Origin of the sequence: Cryobacterium sp. MP_3.1 (assembly GCF_035984795.1) — a bacterium.
Classification (GTDB): domain Bacteria; phylum Actinomycetota; class Actinomycetes; order Actinomycetales; family Microbacteriaceae; genus Cryobacterium; species Cryobacterium zongtaii.
On record NZ_JAXCHV010000009.1, the window covers coordinates 42,349 to 63,313 of the forward strand.

The window sequence follows — 20,965 nt, forward strand, 5'->3', positions numbered from 1 at the left end:
GCCCGTCCCACCCGCGCGCCACCCAGCCTGCGCGGAGGGTTCTCGCCCGGGTACGCCGTAGAATCCCGTACATGCTGGCCGATCCGAATCACGCGCGTCGGCCTGCGCTCCCCGGAATCCGGCGTCGCATCGTGGCCGCCCTGTTGTGCGCCCCCCTGCTGCTCTGCCCGGCGCTGGCCACCGTGACTCCGGCAACCGCCGCGACGGGCACATTCGTCGGGTCGGTGGACACGGCGACCAACGACGACACCGTCGGCCTGCACGTCGCACCGGCCACCTCCTCGATCCTGCGCCTCAACGAGGACCTCAAACTCTCCGTCACCATCACCAACGATTCCGCCACCGCCATCCCCGCCGGAAACATCGACATCTTCCTGGCGGAGCGCGCGCTGACCAGTTCAACGGACCTGGACGACTGGCTCGCCTCGGACGAGGACGACGACACCGGCAGCGACCTGATGACCAGCGTCCCGCTCACCGTCCCCGTGCAGGCCAACAGCACGGTCACGGTCGCGGTCACGGTCCCCAACGCCGCGCTCGGTCTGTTCGAGTGGAGCCCCTGGGGACCGCGCGGCATCGCGGCCTCCCTCAACACTGATGACTCGGTGCGCGCGTCCAGTCGGTCCACCTTCGTCTGGTACCCGGATGCCTCCGTGCAGCAGCCCCCCGTCGTCACCCCGGTCAGCCTCGCCGTGGCGATGCCGATCACCACCCCCGCGAACAGCACCGGCCTCATCAGCGCCGAGGACCTCGCCGCCTACACCGCCAGCTCCGGTATCCTCACCCGCCAGCTCGACGGCGTTCTCAACCGCCCCGTCGCGATCGCCGTCGACCCGATGATCATCGCCTCTATCCGAGTGCTCGGAACGAGCGCGCCGGAGTCCGCGATCACCTGGCTGAACCGCCTCGATCTGGCGGAGAACGATATATTCCCACTCGGGTATGCAGATTCGGATCCTTCCCTGGCCGTTCAGGCCGGGTCAAGCAGCCCACTCTCACCGACCTCGTTGACCTTCGCCACCGACCCGGCCCTGTTCGTTCCCACCGAACCCACCGCCGCGCCAGAGCCCGAGGGCAGCGCCGTCGATCCTGGCGCACCGACCTCGTCCGACGCACCAGCGGTCCCGGACCAGCCCACCGGTGAAAACCCTGTGCCGACCCTCGACCAGCTGCTCGCCTGGGACTACACCTCCACCTCCATCGCCTGGCCCGCTGACGACGCCGTCGCTCAGGCAGACCTGTCCGCCTTCGCGACCGCGGGACTGACCACGACGCTCCTCTCATCGGGCAACGTGACCCTGGACGACCCTGACGTCACCACCAGCACAACTGTTGACCTGGGCTCCAACGAACTCGGCCTGGTTGCCGACGCCGGGATCTCGGAGGCGATGCGCTCGGCCGTCATGGCCACGACCGATGACGACTGGCGCGGGTACATGGCCGAGTTGTCCTCCCAGATCGCCGTCGTGGCCGCCGCGAATCCCGACCAGGCGCACACGCTCCTCGCTACCCTCGATCGCGGCTGGCCGCCGACCGCGGCGCGGCTGGCGCAGACCATCGACGCACTGTCGGCCCTGCCCTGGTACTCCGCAACGACGCTGACAGCGGCAGCAGCAGCCCCGGTTTCCACCGACGTCACCTTCCGGCCGCAGGCCGAGCCGAGCAGCAGCGTCGACCTCGCGAGCCGACTGATCGCCCGGGAAGCCGAGATCGTCTCCTTCTCCACAGCCCTCGCCGATCCGTCCGCCGTCACGGCACCGAATCGGCTCGCCGTTCTGGCCCTGCTGGCGACGTCCTGGCGGACCGACCCGGACGACTGGCGCACCGCCGTTGACGACAATCTGGCGACGTCTGCCGAGGTGTTGCGGTCGGTCACGGTGAGCACCAAGGGGCCGATCAATGTCGTTGGAAGCAAGGTCGACATCCCCGTCACGCTGAACAACGCCCTCGGCCAGGCCGTCACGGTGCGGGTACAGGTTGTGCCCTCCAACGGGCGCCTGGTGGTGGGCAACGATGTCGAGGCTGTGATCGACGCGAGTTCGGCCAAGACAGTGTCTATCCCCGTGACCGCGGCGGTCGGAAACGGCGCGGTCAGCCTGCGCGTCACGCTCTTCACCCCGTCCGGGGCGGAACTGGGTCAGCCCTCGTTGATCTCGGTCAACGTGCGTGCGGACTGGGAAGGCATCGGATCCCGCATCTTCGCCGCACTGGTCGTGCTGTTCTTCGGCTTCGGCGTGTGGCGCAACATCGTGCACCGGCGACGCGACCGTTCACAGGAAGCCGAAGCTGACGCCGACCCTCTCGACAGCGACCCCGCCCTCACTCCCCCGGCTGTTGCCGACGATGTCCCCCCGGCTCCCCGTGGTTAGCCAGGGCGGCGTCGGCCGCGCCAGTGCGATCCTGGCGTCGGGAACTCTCGTCTCGCGTCTGCTCGGTTTTCTCAAGGTCATCGTCTTCGCCCACATCATCGGGCAGATCGGCAACGTCCCCGACGCCTTCACGGTCGCCAACCAGCTGCCGAACACCGTGTACACGATCGTGGCCGGCGGCGTCCTCACCGCGGTGCTCGTTCCCCAAATCGTGCGCGCGAGCCTGCACGACGATGGCGGCACCGCATACATCAACAAGCTCGTCACCCTGGCCCTGAGCATCCTGGCCATCACGACCCTCGCCGCCACACTGCTGGCACCCCTGATCACCCGGTTCATCGGCCTGGGCTTCTCCCCCGACCAGCTGTCGTTGGCGATCGGATTCGCGTACTGGTGCCTGCCGCAGATCTTCTTCTACGGCCTGTACACGGTCCTGGGAGAGGTCCTCAACGCCCGCAAGTCCTTCGGCCCGTTCACCTGGGTGCCCGTGATCAACAACGTGATCTCCATCGGCGGTCTGCTGCTGTTCGGTCTCCTGTTCGGTATCGACACGGATGGGCAGCGACCGCCGGCCGACTTCACCCCGGGGATGACCGCTCTGCTGGCCGGCAGCGCAACGCTCGGTGTCGTGTTGCAGGCCGTGGTGCTCTACTACTTCTGGCGCCGCATCGGCTTGCGCTACCGTCCCGACTTCGCCTTCAGGGGTGTCGGCCTCGGCGCGGCCGGCAAGATGGCGAGCTGGACCTTCGGCATGCTGCTGCTGACCACGATCGCCGGCATCGTCGAAACGCAGGTCGTGACCCTCGCATCGGGAGAAGGTGCTTCCTCCACCGTCATGAGCACGGCGTGGCTGATCTTCATGCTGCCGCACTCGATCATCACGGTTTCCGTGGCCACCGCGTATTTCACCCGGATGAGCGAGCACGCCGCCCGCGATGACACCGAGAAGCTGCGCACGGATGCCTCCTCGGCCATCCGCGGGACCACCCTGCTGATTGTGCTCGCCAGCGCGGTCATCATGGTCTGCGCCTACCCGTTCGCCACGGTCTTCGGCGAAGCCGGGTTCGAACAGGTGCAAGCCATCGGCAACGTCATCATCGCCTTCCTCTTGGGCTTGGTGGCCTTCTGCGTGCTCTTCGTCGTGCAGCGCACCTTCTACGCCCTCGGCGACACGCGGACCCCGTTCTTCTTCACCCTGTTCCAGGTCGTCCTGGTCATCACGGGTGTGCTCGGCTGCGCCCTGCTTCCGCCGCAATGGATCGCGTTCGGCATCGCCCTGGTGGTGACGGTTTCCGGGATCCTCCAGGCGATCCTGGCCGCGTGGCTGCTGCGCAAGCGGCTCGGCGGTATCGACGGGCGGCGGATCCTGCGCAGCCTGGTGAAGTACGTCGTCGCCGTGATCGTCCCGGTCGCCGCGGGAATCGGCATCCTGGTCGTCCTGGGCGGCACCACGGCGGGCGGTTTCGCCGTGTCGGGAATCGGACCGGCGATTCTCTCCATGATCCTGATCGGTTCGGTCATGGCCGTGCTGTACTTCGGCCTGTTGCTTCTGATGCGCAGCTCCGAACTACACGGCTTCCTGGCCCCGTTGAAGGCACGCCTCGGGCGTTAGACCGCCCGTGCTGCGGGTGCTGGCCGGGTGACCGGTTGCTGAACAGCAGCTGTGCAGCGGGGCCCCGAGCCGGACGGGGCGGAATAGCTTCCGATTAGGATGTGTTGTACCCGAATGTGAGGCGCCGAAAGGCGTCTCTTCCACTGATTTCAAGGAGTCTACGCGTGCGTCAGATCATCATCATCGGTTCGGGTCCTGCCGGATTCACCGCCGCCATTTACGCCGCGCGTGCGAACATGAAGCCGCTGCTGATCGCCAGTTCGGTCGAGGCCGGCGGTGAACTGATGAACACCACCGACGTGGAGAACTTCCCGGGCTTCGCGGACGGCATCCAGGGCCCGGAGCTGATGGCGAAGATGCAGGAGCAGGCCGAGAAGTTCGGCACCGAGGTCGTCTACGACGACGTGACCAAGCTCGAATTCGGCGACACCGTCAAGTCGGTCACCCTCGGCAACGGCGAGAAGCACGAGGCCCTAACGGTGATTTTCGCCACCGGGTCCGCCTACCGCAAGCTCGGCATCCACGACGAAGAGCGTCTGAGCGGCCGGGGCGTGTCCTGGTGTGCCACCTGCGATGGTTTCTTCTTCAAGGAGAAGGTCATCGCCGTTGTCGGCGGCGGCGACTCCGCCATGGAGGAGGCCACCTTCCTCACCCGCTTCGCGAAAAAGGTCTACATCATTCACCGCAAGGACACCCTCCGGGCGTCCAAGATCATGCAGGAGCGCGCTCTGTCGCACCCGAAGATCGAGTTCGTCTGGAACTCCGAGGTCGTCGGCATCGATGGTGAAGAGGCCGTTGAGGGTCTGCGTCTTCGTGACACCGTCACCGGCACCGAGAGCACCCTCGAGGTGGGCGGTTTGTTCGTCGCCATCGGCAACGACCCGCGCACCCACCTCGTGCACGATCTGCTCGACCTCACCAGTGAGGGCACCATCGCCGTCGCCGGACGCTCCTCCAAGACCAGCCAGGCGGGCGTCTTCGCCGCCGGAGACGTCATTGACCCCACCTACCGCCAGGCCGTCACCGCGGCCGCCAGCGGCACTGTGGCGGCCCTGGACGCCGAACACTACCTGGCCACCCTCCCCGAGGACTTGCTGGCTGCGGCCGGCGACCCCGAATTTGCAAGCGTCACCAACTAAGGAGCACTACATGTCAGCACGCGCCGTCACCGACGCCACCTTCGACCAGGAAGTCATCAACAACGAGAAGACCGTCCTGGTGGACTTCTGGGCCGAGTGGTGTGGCCCGTGTCGCGCCGTCAGCCCGATCCTCGACCAGATCGCCGCGGAGCACTCCGACAAGATCGACATCGTCAAGCTGAACGTGGACGACCACCCGGCCCTCGCCGCAAAGTACATGATCACCTCCATCCCCGCGATGAAGGTCTTCCAGAAGGGTGAGGTCGTCAAGACCGTCATCGGCGCCAAGCCGAAGCCCGCCCTCGAAGCCGACCTGGCCGCCTACCTCAAGTAGCCGCCGGCAGGTTCTTCCGCGAACCCGACACCCGCCCGGCAGCCGCCGGGCGGGTGTTTTCGTAAATTCGGGCGGATGCGGCCGCTCAGCGACGCACCCCATACGATTAAGGCCACACCAGAACGGACATGACGTGACAGCGATAGGCACCTCCCAGGCCGGCAACAACCTCGACCCGTGGTATCACCACTACGCCGAGCGAGCCGCCGCCCTGCGCGCCTCCGAGGTGCGCGCGCTGTTCGCCGTCGCCTCACGCCCCGAGGTCGTCTCCCTTGCCGGTGGCATGCCCTACGTCGCCGCCCTGCCCCAAGACCTCGTGATCAATGCGATGGACAGCGTCATGCGCAAGCAGGGCCCCGTTGCGCTGCAATATGGCTCTGGTCAGGGAGTTCCCCTGTTCCGGGAGCAGATTCTCGAGGTCATGGCGCTGGAAGGCATCCGCGCCCACGCCGATGACGTCGTCGTCACCACGGGGTCGCAACACGCCCTCGAACTGGTCAGCAAGCTCTTCCTGGACCCCGGCGACGTTGTCATCGCCGAGGGGCCGAGCTATGTCACCGCCATGGTCATCTTCAAGTCGTACCAGGCCGATGTCGACCACGTACCCATGGACGAGCACGGCATGATCCCCGAGGCCCTCCGCAAACACATCGCGCGTCTGAAGGCCGCCGGTCGCAAGATCAAGTTCCTCTATACGATTCCCAGTTTCCACAACCCGGCCGGGGTGACCCTCAGCTGGGCCCGCCGTCTGGAGATCCTGGAGATCGCCAAGGCCAACCAGATTCTGGTGCTCGAAGACAACCCGTATGGGCTGTTGTACTTCGACCAGAAGGCACCCGATGCCATGCGTTCCATCGAGCGCGACGGTGTGGTGTACCTGGGGACCTTTTCCAAGACCCTCGCCCCCGGCTTCCGGGTGGGCTGGGCCCTGGCCCCGCACGCCATCCGCGAGAAGCTCGTGCTGGCCAACGAGGCGGCGGTACTCTCCCCCAGCTCGTTCAGCCAACTGGTGATCTCCGAGTACCTGTCCACCGCGGATTGGAAGGGTCAGATCAACACCTTCCGCGGCGTCTACCGCGAACGCAAGAACGCCATGCTCTCCGCGCTGACCGAATACCTACCCGAGCTCACCTGGACCAACCCCAACGGCGGGTTCTACGTATGGCTCAACCTGCCCGACACCCTGGACTCCAAAGCCATGCTGCCTCGCGCGGTCAAGGAACTCGTGGCGTACACCCCCGGCACCGCGTTCTTCGCGGATGGTCAGGGTCGCCAGAACATCCGGCTTTCGTTCTGCTATCCAACACCGGACCACATCCGCCTGGGTATCCGTCGCCTCGCCACCGTCATCCGTGACGAGCTGGAGCTGCTCGACACCTTCGCCGGGACAGGTTCACTGTTTCCCGCCCACGACGGTCGCCGCTTCGGCGCACCGCCGCCCGACATCAACTAACCCCACGTTTCTCCGGCTCGAGCGAAGGAAAACCCCAGATCATGAGCGAATCAGAGTTTCTTGACATTGTGGTACTCGCGGGTGGAATCTCGCACGAGCGCGACGTCTCCATGCGCAGTGGCCGTCGGGTGGCAGACGAGCTGACCGGGCTCGGCCACACCGTGACCGTGCTCGACCCGCAGGCCGGACTCCTCACCGAGCTGGCCACCCGCAAGCCCGACGTGATCTGGCCCGTTCTGCACGGTGCGACCGGAGAAGACGGCGCCCTGCTCTCACTGCTCGAGACCACCGGGATCCCGCACGTCGGCCCCCGTGGCACAGCGGCAGGACTGGCCTGGTCCAAGCCCACCGCCAAGGAACTTGTGCGTCGCGCCGGATACGCCACCCCGACCTGGATCGCCCTCTCACGTGAGACCTTCCGCGACCTCGGTGCAGCCAGTGTGCTCGAGCACCTCGTGACCGCCCTGGGCACACCCCTGGTCGTCAAACCCGCCCAGGGTGGCTCTGCCCAGGGTGTGACCATTGTCGACACAGCAGCGGGTCTCCCCCGCGCCATGGTCGATGCCTACACCTACGACGAGACCGCCCTCGTTGAGACGAAGATCGAAGGCACCGAGCTTGCCGTCACGGTGATCAACACCGGTGCCGGGCCCGTCGCACTCCCCGCCGTTGAAATCGTGCCCGTGAGTGGCGTCTTCAGCTTCGAAGCACGCTACAACGCCGGCGAAACGCTGTTCTTCACGCCGGCCCGCATCGCGCCGGATGTGGCCCAGCGGGTGGCCGAGACCGCCGTGGCGATTCATAGCCTGCTGGGGTTGGCCCAGCTTTCCCGCATCGACCTGATGGTCGACGCCGAGGGGGTCGCATGGTTCCTCGAGGCGAACGTCCTGCCCGGACTCACCGAAACCTCGCTCGCCCCGCAGTCCATTGAAGCCTCCGGAGAGTCACTCGGAACTGTCTATGCGGCCCTCGCTCGAGCGGCCTCCACCAGCCTGCAGTAGCCACGCGTTGCCGTCATGTTTCACGTGAAACACCCCCCTCCGAGGGTGGGTGTTTCACGTGAAACATTGTCATCGACGGCTCCCAGTTGCCGCTCGTCACCATCTCGCCGGCCCGGCCAGAAAGCGAGACGCGCCCTTCGGTGGTCGAACTGGTCGAGACCCTGCTGGAGGAACCTTGGCTGCCACCCGCTCCTGACGACAGATCTGAACATCGTCCCCACGTCGTTTGATTTGGCGGCTCCGAGCGCCACCGCGCGTCCACTCCCCCGCGCGTCAACGCCGCCGAAGCCGGTCGGGAGCGCCACAATCGCCCTCAACTGGCCCAAAACCGGCTCAAATTGCGCTGTAGAGGCCGTTGTGTGCGCTCCCGTGCACCCTATTGACACCGGAACCCGCTTTCGACAACCACAATCAGCCGTGGGTGCCCATTCCAGACCTGACGTGCAGGCCGCAACCACCTCGCCGGTCGAGCCTACTCAGACCCTAGGCGGCAAATGTTTCACGTGAAACACCGGGCGGAGACGCGGTAGCTTCCGACGGCGCATCCGCCCCGACCACCGAGTTCGCCTCCATTTTCTCGGAAACAGCCCTCTGAAGTCCCCCGATTGCGGCCGCTCCCCTCGCGGGATCGTTCGTACTCATTAGTGCCAGAAACTTGACGTCGACAAGTTCGATCAACCAAACATGGAGCCCGCTGGGCCTATCCAGAAGCGGGAGCGGAACCTCGACGGGCTGACTCAGCGAGCGAGTCAGGGCCCATTACGTTTCCCGCGTCAATCCCCGACACCCTCACTGAGCGGTGGGGACGATCCGGACGTCAGGGCATGCGCTCCGCACGTACGTCGGCCGAGCTTGACGAGACTGCCAGAAGTCCCGAGCCGCGGGCACGGCCAGATTCACCCGACGTGCTCCGGCCAGAACACGGATGTTGCATACCATTTCGGTGGTCGTGCCTATCGAGACCCGGTACGGCCGGTGTTTCACGTGAAACAACGCTCGGAGCAAGTCCAGCCGGCGCAATCCCGGACCGTTTGACGTAAACCCGAAACGTGAGCGCCATCGAACGGCCACTCCCCCGCTTTCGGACGGCCAAAGACAGGCCGGCGACGCCACGATCGTCTTACGAGCGTCCGGAACCGGGCCAGGGGTCGGTCACGGTGAGCGCTGAGCAGAGCGCGTCGTGCCAGCCGGCCCAGTGAATCTGATGTCAGAAATCTCAAGCGGGTGGTGAGACCTGAAGAGTCGATTCCTCGAACGGGGCACCGTGATTTCGGGACGCCCAGTCAACCCGACTCGAAGGAGCAGCCATGGCATGCGCGTTGCACCACGTCGTTGGTCAAGCCCGTCGATACCACGCGCTGCAGCTGTTTCACGTGAAACATCACACTCGACGGAATACCCGTCGTGAGCCAGGGTTCGTCAACCACCGGCCACCCGGTTTCTCGCCGCAAAGGGGCTCCAGTAGGCAATCTTCCCGCCAGATTGGCGCGAATTGACGGCCCTGAGAGCCATCGTAAGGCCGCTGCTCCGCTTGTCAGCTGCGCAAATGCCGGCTCGTCGCGCCACGGTGGCCCTCTCAACGCCCAAAATGAGCTCAAAATCGCGAAATCCGATGACTCCCGGCCGCGCGGTTCGGGCTCAGGAGCATCGAGGATCCGACTTCGACAGGCTCAATCCCGGGGACCCGCGTTGGATCGGACTCGTCGACAGGCGCCAGGCCTGATTTCGACAAGCGCAATCAGCGAGGCCCGGCTGTGGGTGAGCGTGCGAGACCCTCGGATTCGAACATCGACCACGTCAGTCATCGAGGCCCGGAAGGGTGGCGAGGAGCCAAGCTGTCAGGACCCGGAAATCTGATGTCCACATGCTCAATCAGCGAGTACCACCGCGGGCGAGCGCGCCCAAAATCAGTATAAGAACTTCGCTCACCTCAATCAGCGAGACCCGCCGTTTGGCAGGCCCGCCTAGTCCCACACCGAATGTTTCACGTGAAACAAAGCGCCGCTAGTTGGCTCCGAAACCGGGTTCCCCGAGTGCGCCGAGAATGCGGTTCAGGTCGCCGATCGTAGCGAAATCAACTGTGATCTGGCCTTTTCGTGCGCCCAGGTTGATTTTCACTCGGGTATCGAGGCGGTCTCCGAGGTGTTCGGCGATCTCGTTGAGATGTCCCTGCCGCTTTCCGGGTGCGGGTTTCACGACAACGGGCTTGGGTCCGGCAGCGGCCGCGGCCTCAGCCGCCCGCACCGACAGGTCCTCGTTGACGATCTTGTCTGCGAGGCGCAACATGCCCTCGGTGTCCCCCACCGACAGCACTGCTCGGGCATGACCGGCCGACAATACGCCGGCCGCCACACGAAGCTGCACGGCCTCGGGCAGCTTCAACAGGCGCAGGGTGTTGGTGATCTGCGGGCGCGACCTGCCGATGCGGCTGGCCAGCTCTTCCTGGGTGATATCGAAGTCCGACAGCAACTGCTGGTACGCGGACGCTTCTTCGAGAGGGTTCAGCTGCGCGCGGTGCAGGTTCTCCAGCAGCGCGTCGCGGAGCATGTCGATGTCAGCGGTATCCCGCACGATCGCCGGGATGCTGTCGAGGCCGACTTCCTTGGTGGCGCGCAAGCGGCGCTCCCCCATGACGAGTTCGTACTTGCCCGGTTGCTCCACGAGCGGACGCACGACGATGGGCTGCAGCACTCCGACCTCGCGAATGCTGTGCACAAGTTCGGCCAGGTCGTCCTCGTCGAAGACGCTGCGCGGCTGCACGGCGTTGGGCACGATGTCGGCCGGGTTCAGATGCGCTAGGCGCGCCCCGGGAACCGGAAGCAGCTCGACAGTAGCCTCGTCGGCCGCCTCGATCGTCGCTGTCGGAGCCGAACCTGTGGAGGACGCCGGCGCCGAACCGGGCACCGGGGAGGCGCCGGCGGTGCCCTCGGCGTGCGGAACCTCGTTGTACGGGAAGAAGACGTCGACGGGCCGGGCCTGTGATGGGTTGTCCTGCACCGGAATGAGCGAACCGATACCGCGGCCGAGCCCTGTACGTTTCGCCATTACTGCGCATCTCCTGTTCGTGGAACGCCCCGACGGGCGATTTCTGCGGCTGCTTCGAGGTAGGAGAGCGATCCTGCCGAGTTGAGGTCGTAGCTGATGACGCTCTGACCGTAGCTGGGTGCCTCAGAAACCCGCACAGAGCGCGGAATCAGCGTGTCCAGCACCTGTTTCGGGAAGTGATCGCGCACATCCTGCGCCACCTGGTTCGCGAGGTTCGTGCGGCTGTCATACATCGTGAGCAGGATCGTCGAGACGATGAGCTGCGGGTTCAGGTGCTTCTCGATCAGCTCGATGTTCTTCAACAGCTGACTCAGCCCCTCCAGCGCGTAGTACTCGCACTGAATCGGGATGAGCACCTCGCGGGCGGCGACGAATGCATTGATCGTGAGGAGCCCGAGCGACGGCGGGCAGTCGATGAAGACGTAGTCGTAGGGGTCGGCCATCTCCTTGATGTGCAGGTCGAGGGCGCGCCGCAGCCGCTGTTCCCGGGCGACGAGTGAAACGAGTTCGATTTCTGCGCCAGCCAGGTGGATGGTCGCCGGTACACAGTAGAGCGCCCCGAACTCCGGGCTCTTCTGAACAACGTCCACCATCGGCAGGTCATTGATGATGACGTCGTAGACGCTCGAGGTCTCGGCGCGGTGCTCCACACCGAGTGCGGTGGAGGCGTTGCCTTGAGGGTCCAGGTCGATCACGAGAACACGCGCACCCTGGCGGGCCAACGCGGCGGCCAGGTTGACGGCGGTGGTGGTCTTGCCCACCCCACCCTTCTGATTGGAGATGGTGATCACCCTGGTGCTCTCGGGCTTGGGTAGCCTCTCGGCGGCGATCACCTGACGGCGGCGGGTCAGATCCGAGATCTCCCGCGCCAGGGGGGTGCTGTTGTCGACGCCGGAACCGGGAGTGCCGGTCTGCTGGTCTTCGCCGGGATGTTTCACGTGAAACCTTTGCGTTCGACGGTTGATGAGCCACCCGAAAGGGTGCCCCGGAGTTCTCCGCCCATGCTGCGCGGATGTTGCCGGGGACTAGTCCACTGTAGCCTTAATGACCCGAGTGACGTCCTCCAGCACACCCTCGCCGAGGGTGAGGACCTCAACATCGCGCAGGCGGAACTTCTTGATCGGCTTGGCGGCGTTGGCGATCTCCCCCGCGGCACCCGCGCCCTTCATCAGCACGAGTTCACCGCCCGGACGCAGCAGCGGCGCCGTGAGGGGAATCAGGGTCTTGAACGCGCTCACGGCGCGCGCGGTGACCTGATCCAGGGGCGTATCCAGCCGGATATCTTCCGCGCGGGCCCGCAGTACCCGGGCGTTGGTAAGGCCGAGCGCGGCGATCTGGCCGGTCAGCCACGCCACTCGGCGTTCCATCGGCTCGATGAGCACAAACGAGACATCGGGCCGCGCGATCGCCAGCACCAGACCCGGTAACCCGGCACCCGATCCCACGTCGCCGACCAGCCCGGGCTTCAGAAGTGGTGCAACCACGACGCAGTTCAGGATGTGCCGGCTCCACAAGCGGGGAAGTTCGAGCGGGCCGATCAGGCCGAGCTCCTCCCCCTGCTCGGCAAGGTGCTTGGTGAACTCCCGAGCAACCTCGATGCGGTCACCGAAGAGTCCAGCAGCAACGGCGGGCTCGGCCTCGAGGGTCTCAGTCATACTCGGTGCGGCTACGCTGCCGTGATGACGGTGTGACGGTCGCGACCTTCACCCAGGGACTCGGAGACGTATCCGCGCTCCGAAACGATGTCGTGCACGAGCTTGCGCTCGTAGGACGACATCGGGGGGAGGGAAGCCTCCGTTGCGCCGCCTTCGATGCGCTCGATGGCGTGGCCGACGAGGTCGGTCAGCTCGGCCTCGCGGGCCTCGCGGGATCCACCGATGTCGAGGATCAGCCTCGAGAACGACCCGGTCTTGTTCTGCACGGCCAGTCGCGTGAGCTCCTGCAGGGCGTTCACCGTGTCGGGCTTGGACAGCAGGCGCAGGTTCTGCGGGTCAACCGAATTCACCGACAGGTAGGCCCGTCCGTTCCGGGCATCGATGTCGATGTCACCGTCCAGGTCGCAGATGTCCAGGAACTCTTCGATGTAGTCCGCTGCGATGTCGCCTTCCTGCTCCAGCTGGCCGATGGTGGGCGCGGCGTCGGACGCGGTATCCGCGTTGATCACGTCAGTGTTCTCAGTCACGATGTCCATCCCTCTTACTTCTTGGGGCCGGTCTGCTTCTTGGCACGGTTCTTGCCAACGGGCTGCTGGCGCTGGGCCGGCTTCTTGGGCTCGTCGACAGCGATGACGTCTCCGTCGGTTGCGATGAGCTTGCCCTTGCGGGCGAGCCGCTCTTCGCGGGCCTTGGCGGCCTCACTGCCCGGTGTGGGCATGTTGCGGATGACGAGGAACTGCTGGGCCATGGTCCAGATGTTCGAGGTGAGCCAGTAGAACATCACGCCGAGCGGGAAGGCCACACCGGAGAAGGCGAAGACCAGGGGCAGCAGGTACAGCATGATCTTCTGCTGCTTGAACATCGGGCTGGCCTTGGTCTCCGGCGACATGTTCTTGGAGACGATCTGCAGCTGGGTGATGAACTGCGACGCGGTCATCAGCACGACCATCGTGGCCGCGATGATCATGACGGAGAGGTTGAAGTCCGCTCCGGAGGTCCACAGCGTCCACTGCTGGGCGAACGTGTCGTGCAGCGGCGCAACGCCGAACAGGTTGGCATTGCCGAAGCTGGTCGCCAGGGCCTGGTTGAGGGGGCCGACGCCGGCGTTGGAGCGCTGGGCGTCGTTGAGCACCGAGAACAGGGCGAAGAAGATCGGCATCTGCAGGAGCAGGGGCAGGCACGAGGCGAGCGGGTTGGTCCCGGTGCGCTTGTACAGCTCCATGGTCTCGCGGGACATGGCCTCGCGGGAGAACTGGTCCTTCTTGCCCTTGTACTTGTCCTGGATCTTCTTCAGCTGCGGCGCGACCTCGAGCATCTTGCGCTGGCTCTTGATCTGCTTCACGAAGATCGGGATCAACGCAGCTCGCACCACGAGGACGAGGCCGACGATGGACAGCACCCAGGTGATGCCGTCGTTGTAGCCCATGCCGAGGTTGGAGAACAACCAGTGGAAGGCGACGAGCAGAAGCTCAACGGCCCACTTCAGCGGCCAGAGGATAGTACCTATGAGGTCCATACGTGCGGGTCAGCCCTTTCCGTGGCTAAAGGAACTACAAATCCAAACGACGTCACGGTGTAGCGACGGTGTCGTTTCAGGGGAACATCATCGATTCCGCCCTCAGCCCAAGGATGACAACGCAAGACCCGGCGTGCGGCGAAGAAAGAGCCGCCGATCAGGCCATATTCTTGGACGGCGCCGAGGGCGTACGCCGAACACGAGGGGTAGTACCGGCAAACATCGCCGTACAACGGTGAGATTACTGCGCGATAGACCCGCAGGAGGGCCACCCCGAGATTTCGGGGCAGCAATACCAACGTGAGTATCACCCTGTTCATCTCGCGCGCTGCCCCTTGACCAGTGCGTTCGACAGCTCGGCCACAAGATCGGGCCAGCTGGCGTGCACAGAAGTGGGCAATGCGCGAAAAACGATCTCCGTCCCGGCGGGAACGCCAGGAAGGAGATCGAAGCTTGCCGCTTTCAGACGACGACGCACGCGGTTTCGAACCACCGCGCCGCCCACGTTCTTGGCGACGATGAACCCGAACCGCACCGGGGTGGGTTCTGGGTTGCGGCGGAGGTACGCCACAGTGTGCGGGCCGACGACCCGCACACCTCGTCGAACGACAGCCTTATAGTCGCTCCCGCTCGTGATGCGATTGGCGTGAGCGAGCACGGGAGGTCTTACGCGGAGAGTTCGGTGCGACCCTTGCGACGACGAGCACCGAGGATGGCGCGTCCGGCGCGGGTGCGCATACGAAGACGGAAACCGTGCACCTTCGCGCGACGACGGTTGTTCGGCTGGAACGTTCTCTTGCTCATTGTTCAATCTCCACGTATTGGATCTCCGCAGGCCAAAACGAGCGGCCGGGAAAGAGTGAGGTAGCCCACGGGCTGGGGTCAACTGATTAAAACTACGGCTTCGCTCGCCCGTGGTCAAACTGACGACGCCCAAACGTTCGATTCTGCCCATTGAATTCCCATTTCCGGTACAGACACGCTGGCAATCTTCAAGCTAATTTGGCCTGACCGCCGGTCATTGACTACCGTGAGGACAAGTTATCCACAGGTTGTGGGTAAACCCTGAGAATCCAGTCGTTATTTGCCCACAGGCGGTGGATAACGTTGTGGATGAATCGCCCGATGGGACATTCTGTGTCCACCCGCGAAGGATTTCTCAGGGCGGCAAACGTACAGATGAAGATTGTGGGAAACCATGCCAGACGGGGAACAGCCCATCAGCGAGACATGGCGGTCAGTTCTGACCATTCTGGAGTCGGACGACACGGTCACTCCGATGCTGTACGGCTTCCTGAACCTGGTCGAGCCCAAGGGCATCGCGGCCGGCACCTTCTACCTGGAAGTCCCGAACGAGTTCACCGCGAGCATGCTCAATGTGCGCATGCGGGTCCCCCTCCTCACGGCCATGGGCCAGCTCAGCGAATCGGTCGCGGTCACCACGTTCTACGTCGTGGTCAATCCCGAGCTCGAGCAGGAGTCCCTGCGCCCGGTTCAGGAACCCATCGAACGTCAGCCCGACATCGAGACGCCGGCCACGCCGCAGTCGGTTTTCGAAAGCACTCCCCCTGAGCGCCCCCACGACACCCGGCTGAACTCCAAGTACAGCTTCGACAACTTCGTCATCGGACAGTCCAACCGGTTCGCACATGCCGCGGCCGTCGCCGTGGCCGAGGCCCCCGCCAAGGCCTACAACCCGCTCTTCATCTACGGTTCCTCCGGCCTGGGCAAGACCCACCTGCTGCACGCCATCGGCCACTACGCCATGAGCCTGTATCCGGGCATCCGTGTGCGCTACGTCAGTAGCGAGGAATTCACCAACGACTTCATCAACTCGATTGCCAACAACCGCGGCTCCGCCTTCCAGAACCGGTACCGCAACATCGACATCCTGATGATCGACGACATCCAGTTCCTGCAGGGCAAGGCGGAGACCCAGGAAGCGTTCTTCCACACCTTCAACACCCTGCACGATCACAACAAACAGGTCGTCATCACCAGCGACCTGCCTCCGAAGGCCCTCACCGGGTTTGAAGACCGCATGCGATCGCGCTTCGAATGGGGCCTGATCACGGATGTCCAGGCACCTGACCTGGAGACCCGCATCGCGATCCTCCGCAAGAAGGCGCAGAGCGAGAAGCTGCAGGTTCCGCACGACATTCTCGAGTTCATGGCGTCGAAGGTGTCGTCGAACATCCGCGAACTCGAGGGCACCCTGATCCGGGTCACGGCGTTCGCGAGCCTGAACCGCACCCCGGTGGACATGAATCTCGTGCAGACGGTGTTGAAGGACGTGATCACCCTCGACGAGGACAACGTGATCGCTCCGGTGGACATCATCACCAACACCGCGGACTACTTCAAGCTCACCGTCGACGACCTGTACGGCTCGTCCCGTTCGCAGGCTGTGGCCACCGCACGACAGATCGCGATGTACCTGTGCCGGGAACTGACGAACCTCTCGCTCCCCAAGATCGGCCAGCTGTTCGGCAACCGCGACCACACCACGGTGATGTACGCGAACAAGAAGATCAGCGAGCTCATGAAGGAACGCCGATCCATCTACAACCAGGTGACGGAACTGACAAACCGCATCAAGCAGGATCACCGCTACAAGTAAGAGAAAATTTTTTTGTGTTTCGTACCTGTGGATAACCCTGTGGAAACTGCCCGCACAACTTGGCACAATCTGTAGAAACGCACGGCTCGCTTGTGAAAACTCCGAATTACAGAAACAAGTTCGTGTCATTCATTGGGCTTACCGCTCACAGGGCGTCCACAAGTTACAAGTTTGTAGTTCCCAGTCGCTGAGCGCTATCCACCGAGTTATCCACAGTTTCCACAGCGGTTAAGAAGATTAACGATTAACTTCATTAGCTCCAGGTCCAACAACCTTTACTCGCCGAGGCTCACAAGAAATGGGCAGCGGATAAACCCGACTAGCATTGAGGCCGTATCCAGGTCTCCACCGACAGGAGTGACTTCGTGAGATTTCAGGCCAATCGGGATGTCTTCAGCGAAGCCGTATCTTTCGCTGTCAAGCTCCTTCCCCAACGCACCACCCTGCCCATTTTGAGCGGCGTCCTCATCGAAGCGACAGAGACCGGCCTGATCCTGTCCTCGTTCGACTACGAAGTGTCGGCCCAGACCGAGATCGCCGCCGACGTCGAAGAGACCGGCAAGGTGCTCGTCTCTGGACGCCTTCTGGCCGAAATCGCCAGCCGGATGCCGAACGCTCCGGTACGGTTTTCCACCAACGAGTCCCGGATCACCGTGAGCTGCGGTACCGCGAACTTCACCCTGCTGTCTATGCCGGTAGAGGAATATCCAAGTATTCCCCAGGTCAGCGCCCAATCCGGCCTGGTACCCGCCGAGGAATTCGCCGCGGCAGTCTCGCAGGTCGCTGTCGCCGCATCCCGCGATGACGTCACCGCGGTGATCACCGGCGTGCAGCTGCAGATCACCGAGAACAGCATCAGCCTCGTCGCCACCGACCGGTACCGTGTCGCCGTTCGCGAGATCGACTGGGACCCGGGAGCCAACCAGGCCCAGGAACCGATCACGGCCCTGGTCCCGGCCCGGACCCTGCAGGAGGTCGGTAAGACCTTCGGCCACAGCGGCACGATCTCGGTGGCCATCACCAACACCGACGACCGCGAACTGATCGCGTTCACCGCCGACAAGAAGACCGTCACGTCGCTGCTGATCAAGGGCAACTACCCGCCGGTGCGTCGCCTGTTCCCGGACAACGTTGACAACTACGCCGTGATGAACACCGCCGAACTGATCGAGGCCACCCGCCGCGTGCAGCTGGTCCTGGAGCGGGAGGCCGCCCTGCGGTTCAGCTTCACGGCCGACGGCCTCACCCTCGAGGCCATCGGCTCGGAACAGGCCCAGGCTTCTGAGACCATCGACGCGATCCTCGCCGGCGGCGACACCGTCGTCTCGCTCAAGCCGCAGTTCCTGCTGGACGGCCTCGGCGCCGTGCACTCCGAGTTCGTGCGGATCTCGTTCACCAAGACCGAGAACCCCAACAAGCCGGGTCCCGTGCTCATCACGAGCCAGACGTCGCGCGAACAGCCGGGCGCCGACAGCTACCGGTACCTGCTGCAGCCCAACCTGCTCCTGCGCTAAGCCGCCGGCCTCACCAGCACGACGCGAACCACGAAGGACTGCCATGCACATCGGAATCGTCGGCCTGGGCAAAATGGGCGCCAACATGCGCGACCGCCTGCGCGCCGCCGGTCTGACCGTCACCGGCTACGACCGTAATCCCGAGGTTTCCGACGTCGCCGGCACCGCCGAGTTGGTCGAGGCGATCCCGTCTCCCCGGCTGGTCTGGGTCATGGTTCCGGCCGGAGCCATCACCACCGCGGTGATCGCGGACCTCGCCACGAAGCTCTCCCCCGGCGACCTGGTCATCGACGGCGGCAACTCCAGGTTCACCGACGACTTCACTCACGAAGCGCTGCTCGCCGAAAACGGGATCCACTACGTCGACGCCGGTGTTTCCGGTGGGGTCTGGGGTCTCACCAACGGATTCGGCCTCATGGTCGGCGGTTCCGCCGCCGATGTGGAAACGGCCATGCCGGTCTTCGACGCGCTGCGTCCGGAGGGCCCGCGCGAAGAAGGGTTCGTGCACGCCGGCAAGGTCGGCGCCGGTCACTACGCCAAAATGGTGCACAACGGCATCGAATACGCGCTGATGCAGGCCTATGCGGAGGGCTACGAGCTGCTGGAGAAGCGCGACGACCTCATCCAGGATGTGCCCGGCATTTTCACGGCCTGGCAGCGCGGCACTGTCGTGCGGTCCTGGCTGCTCGAACTCCTGGTGCGTGCCCTCAAGGACGACCCGCAGCTGGGCGACATCGAAGGCTACGTCGAAGACTCCGGCGAGGGACGCTGGACCATCGAAGAAGCCATCAACAATGCCGTTCCGGTGCCCGCGATCAGCGCGTCGATCTTCGCCCGGTTCGCCTCCCGCCAGGACGATTCCCCGGCTATGAAGGCCGTGGCCGCGCTGCGCAACCAGTTCGGTGGGCATGCCATAAAGAAGGCAGACTGATCCCGAGTGCGGGTCACACACCTCTCCCTCACTGACTTCCGCAACTATGCGCAAGCCGAAGTCCCGTTCGGCCCCGGACCCAACCTGATCGTCGGCCGGAACGGCCAGGGCAAGACCAATCTGGTCGAGGCGCTCGGATTCCTCAGCACCCTGAGTTCGCACCGGGTGTCCCAGACCGGGGCGATGGTGCGCTCCGGCGCGGAGTCCGCGATCATCCGCGCCCGCCTCGAGTACAACGGCAGGGACATCCTCGCCGAGGTGCAGATCAACCGGTCCGGACTCAACCGGGCCCAGATCAACCGGTCGGTCATCAAGACCCGCGAACTTCCCCGCTATTTCTCCAGCGTGCTGTTCGCACCGGAAGACCTGGCCCTGGTGCGCGGCGACCCGTCCGGTCGCCGACGATTCCTCGACCAGCTGCTGGTGTTGCGGAGCCCCCGGCTCTCCGGGGTGCTTGCCGACTATGACCGGGTGCTGAAACAGCGCAATACCTTACTCAAGTCCGCCAGGGCTTCCGGTTTGAAGACCACCCAGCTGGGCACTCTCGACATTTGGGACGAACGGCTGGTGGCACTGGGCTCCGAAATCATCGATGCCCGCGCGGATCTGGTGGCTGAGCTGATGCCGCCGCTGCAGAAGGCGTACAAATCGGTGGCCGGCGCGGATCACGGACCGAACCTGGTCGCATCGCTGAGTATTCTCGGCGCCGATGAGGAAGCCGACGAGACCGCCTCCCCCGCCGCAGCTTCGCCGAGTGCAAGCGCCGGTTCCGCGACCGCAGACACCTTCCGCACCGCGCTGGCCGGCCTGCGGCGCAAGGAACTGGACCGCGGAATGACCCTGGCCGGACCGCACCGTGACGATCTGGTCTTCGAACTCAACAATCTGCCGGCCAAGGGCTATGCCAGCCACGGCGAATCCTGGTCCTTCGCGCTTGCGCTCAAACTCGCGTCGGCGGAGCTGCTCCGACGAGATTCCTCCAGTGGTGACCCGGTGCTGATCCTCGACGATGTGTTCGCCGAGCTCGACCAATCTCGCCGCCGGCGCCTCGCCGAAGCCGTCACCGGGTACGAACAGGTGCTCATCACCGCCGCCGTCTACGAAGACGTCCCTGCCGTGCTCGCTGCCCACGCCATCCACATCCACGCCGGCGCCGTGGTCGCTGCGCCAGAGGCCGAGAGCGGGACGGACCGTGGCTGAACACAGTGAAGCCGCCAAGGTCTACCTCCGGTTCAAGGATGTCTTCGGCGACCCGAACGCGAAGCGAACCCGCGCCAGGCGCAAGGCCAGCCCTCAAATCGGGTCCAGCGTGCCGTTCGGCGCCGGCCGGGACCCGCGGGGACTGGGCGAAACCATAAATTCGCTCACCGCCCAGCTGGGCTGGAATTCACCGATGGCCCAGTCGGACCTGCTCGGCTCCTGGATCGAACTCGCCGGTGAGGAAACCGCGAAACACTCCACCCCGGCCGGCATCGACGAGGGCATCCTGACCGTGCACTGCGAGTCGACGGCGTGGGCGACCCAGCTGCGCATGATGCGCGTGGAAATCATGACTCAGATCATGCAGAAGTTCCCGGATGCCGGCATCGCCGCAATTCGTTTTCAAGGACCCAACGCCCCCTCCTGGAAAAAGGGTCCCAGATCAATCCCAGGGCGTGGTCCACGCGATACCTATGGCTAGGTAGCCAAAACAGGTCACCCTTACGAATAAAACGCGTCAAACGGCGGTTTTGGCCGTTGGGGCTTGGGCTGTTTGGTAGGCTGAGGGGTCGCCTG

At 64.5% G+C, this 20,965-nt stretch carries 19 protein-coding genes; 11 read left to right on the forward strand and 8 right to left on the reverse strand.

What is annotated here, in order from left to right; genetic code table 11:
* The first annotated feature begins 71 nt into the window (after positions 1-71).
* The 6 genes from RCH12_RS07950 (at position 72) to RCH12_RS07975 (ending at position 7,908) form a co-directional block, all read left to right on the forward strand.
* Positions 72-2,369: a DUF6049 family protein gene (locus RCH12_RS07950; RefSeq protein WP_327016556.1), complete on the forward strand. Its 2,298-nt coding sequence runs from the start codon at positions 72-74 to the stop codon at positions 2,367-2,369.
* The gene (murJ, locus tag RCH12_RS07955; RefSeq protein WP_327016557.1) at positions 2,362-3,981 is read left to right on the forward strand and encodes a murein biosynthesis integral membrane protein MurJ; all 1,620 of its coding nucleotides are present in this window, start codon (positions 2,362-2,364) and stop codon (positions 3,979-3,981) included. The genes RCH12_RS07950 and murJ overlap by 8 nt, the downstream gene beginning before the upstream one ends.
* 164 nt (positions 3,982-4,145) lie before the next feature.
* Positions 4,146-5,120, forward strand: a complete 975-nt coding sequence (gene trxB, locus RCH12_RS07960) for a thioredoxin-disulfide reductase (protein ID WP_327016558.1) — start codon at positions 4,146-4,148, stop codon at positions 5,118-5,120.
* A 10-nt stretch (positions 5,121-5,130) separates the two neighbouring features.
* The gene (trxA, locus tag RCH12_RS07965; protein WP_088457771.1) at positions 5,131-5,454 is read left to right on the forward strand and encodes a thioredoxin; all 324 of its coding nucleotides are present in this window, start codon (positions 5,131-5,133) and stop codon (positions 5,452-5,454) included.
* 133 nt (positions 5,455-5,587) lie between these two features.
* On the forward strand, positions 5,588-6,907 hold the full coding sequence (locus tag RCH12_RS07970; protein ID WP_327016559.1) for an aminotransferase-like domain-containing protein: 1,320 nt from the start codon (positions 5,588-5,590) through the stop codon (positions 6,905-6,907).
* 41 nt (positions 6,908-6,948) lie between these two features.
* On the forward strand, positions 6,949-7,908 hold the full coding sequence (locus RCH12_RS07975) for a D-alanine--D-alanine ligase family protein (RefSeq protein WP_088457773.1): 960 nt from the start codon (positions 6,949-6,951) through the stop codon (positions 7,906-7,908).
* A 2,004-nt stretch (positions 7,909-9,912) separates the two neighbouring features.
* Here the strand turns inward: RCH12_RS07975 and RCH12_RS07980 are convergent.
* From RCH12_RS07980 to rpmH, 8 genes are all read right to left on the reverse strand, one after another.
* Positions 9,913-10,953, reverse strand: a complete 1,041-nt coding sequence (locus RCH12_RS07980; protein WP_327016560.1) for a ParB/RepB/Spo0J family partition protein — start codon at positions 10,951-10,953, stop codon at positions 9,913-9,915.
* Entirely contained in the window at positions 10,953-11,891 is a 939-nt protein-coding gene (locus tag RCH12_RS07985; RefSeq protein ID WP_088457775.1) for a ParA family protein, read from the reverse strand. The genes RCH12_RS07980 and RCH12_RS07985 overlap by 1 nt, the downstream gene beginning before the upstream one ends.
* Before the next feature lie 87 nt (positions 11,892-11,978).
* On the reverse strand, positions 11,979-12,608 hold the full coding sequence (rsmG, locus tag RCH12_RS07990; protein WP_103429916.1) for a 16S rRNA (guanine(527)-N(7))-methyltransferase RsmG: 630 nt from the start codon (positions 12,606-12,608) through the stop codon (positions 11,979-11,981).
* An 11-nt stretch (positions 12,609-12,619) separates the two neighbouring features.
* Positions 12,620-13,144 carry a Jag family protein gene (locus tag RCH12_RS07995; protein ID WP_103429915.1) on the reverse strand — a complete coding sequence of 175 codons (525 nt, stop codon included), beginning with the start codon at positions 13,142-13,144 and terminating at the stop codon, positions 12,620-12,622.
* Between the two features lie 5 nt (positions 13,145-13,149).
* Positions 13,150-14,124: a membrane protein insertase YidC gene (gene yidC / locus RCH12_RS08000; protein ID WP_327016561.1), complete on the reverse strand. Its 975-nt coding sequence runs from the start codon at positions 14,122-14,124 to the stop codon at positions 13,150-13,152.
* Positions 14,112-14,444: a membrane protein insertion efficiency factor YidD gene (yidD, locus tag RCH12_RS08005; RefSeq protein ID WP_327016562.1), complete on the reverse strand. Its 333-nt coding sequence runs from the start codon at positions 14,442-14,444 to the stop codon at positions 14,112-14,114. Before yidD ends, yidC begins: the two co-directional genes overlap by 13 nt.
* The gene (gene rnpA, locus RCH12_RS08010; RefSeq protein WP_327016563.1) at positions 14,441-14,782 is read right to left on the reverse strand and encodes a ribonuclease P protein component; all 342 of its coding nucleotides are present in this window, start codon (positions 14,780-14,782) and stop codon (positions 14,441-14,443) included. The genes yidD and rnpA overlap by 4 nt, the downstream gene beginning before the upstream one ends.
* 8 nt (positions 14,783-14,790) lie before the next feature.
* A complete protein-coding gene (gene rpmH / locus RCH12_RS08015) occupies positions 14,791-14,928 on the reverse strand; it encodes a 50S ribosomal protein L34 (RefSeq protein WP_010204566.1) in 138 nt (45 codons plus the stop codon).
* Between the two features lie 394 nt (positions 14,929-15,322).
* Between rpmH and dnaA the strand changes: the two genes are divergently transcribed.
* The 5 genes from dnaA to RCH12_RS08040 all read left to right on the forward strand — a co-directional run bounded on the left by dnaA (position 15,323) and on the right by RCH12_RS08040 (position 20,870).
* Positions 15,323-16,744: a chromosomal replication initiator protein DnaA gene (gene dnaA, locus RCH12_RS08020; RefSeq protein WP_088454781.1), complete on the forward strand. Its 1,422-nt coding sequence runs from the start codon at positions 15,323-15,325 to the stop codon at positions 16,742-16,744.
* A gap of 365 nt (positions 16,745-17,109) precedes the next feature.
* Positions 17,110-18,258 (forward strand): DNA polymerase III subunit beta, encoded by a 1,149-nt coding sequence (gene dnaN, locus RCH12_RS08025; RefSeq protein WP_327016564.1) that lies wholly within the window; start codon positions 17,110-17,112, stop codon positions 18,256-18,258.
* Between the two features lie 43 nt (positions 18,259-18,301).
* The gene (gene gnd, locus RCH12_RS08030) at positions 18,302-19,189 is read left to right on the forward strand and encodes a phosphogluconate dehydrogenase (NAD(+)-dependent, decarboxylating) (protein WP_088454783.1); all 888 of its coding nucleotides are present in this window, start codon (positions 18,302-18,304) and stop codon (positions 19,187-19,189) included.
* 6 nt (positions 19,190-19,195) lie between these two features.
* Positions 19,196-20,389, forward strand: coding sequence for a DNA replication/repair protein RecF (recF, locus tag RCH12_RS08035; RefSeq protein WP_327016565.1), 1,194 nt, complete (start codon positions 19,196-19,198; stop codon positions 20,387-20,389).
* A complete protein-coding gene (locus RCH12_RS08040) occupies positions 20,382-20,870 on the forward strand; it encodes a DUF721 domain-containing protein (RefSeq protein WP_088454785.1) in 489 nt (162 codons plus the stop codon). The genes recF and RCH12_RS08040 overlap by 8 nt, the downstream gene beginning before the upstream one ends.
* The last annotated feature ends 95 nt before the right edge of the window (positions 20,871-20,965 follow it).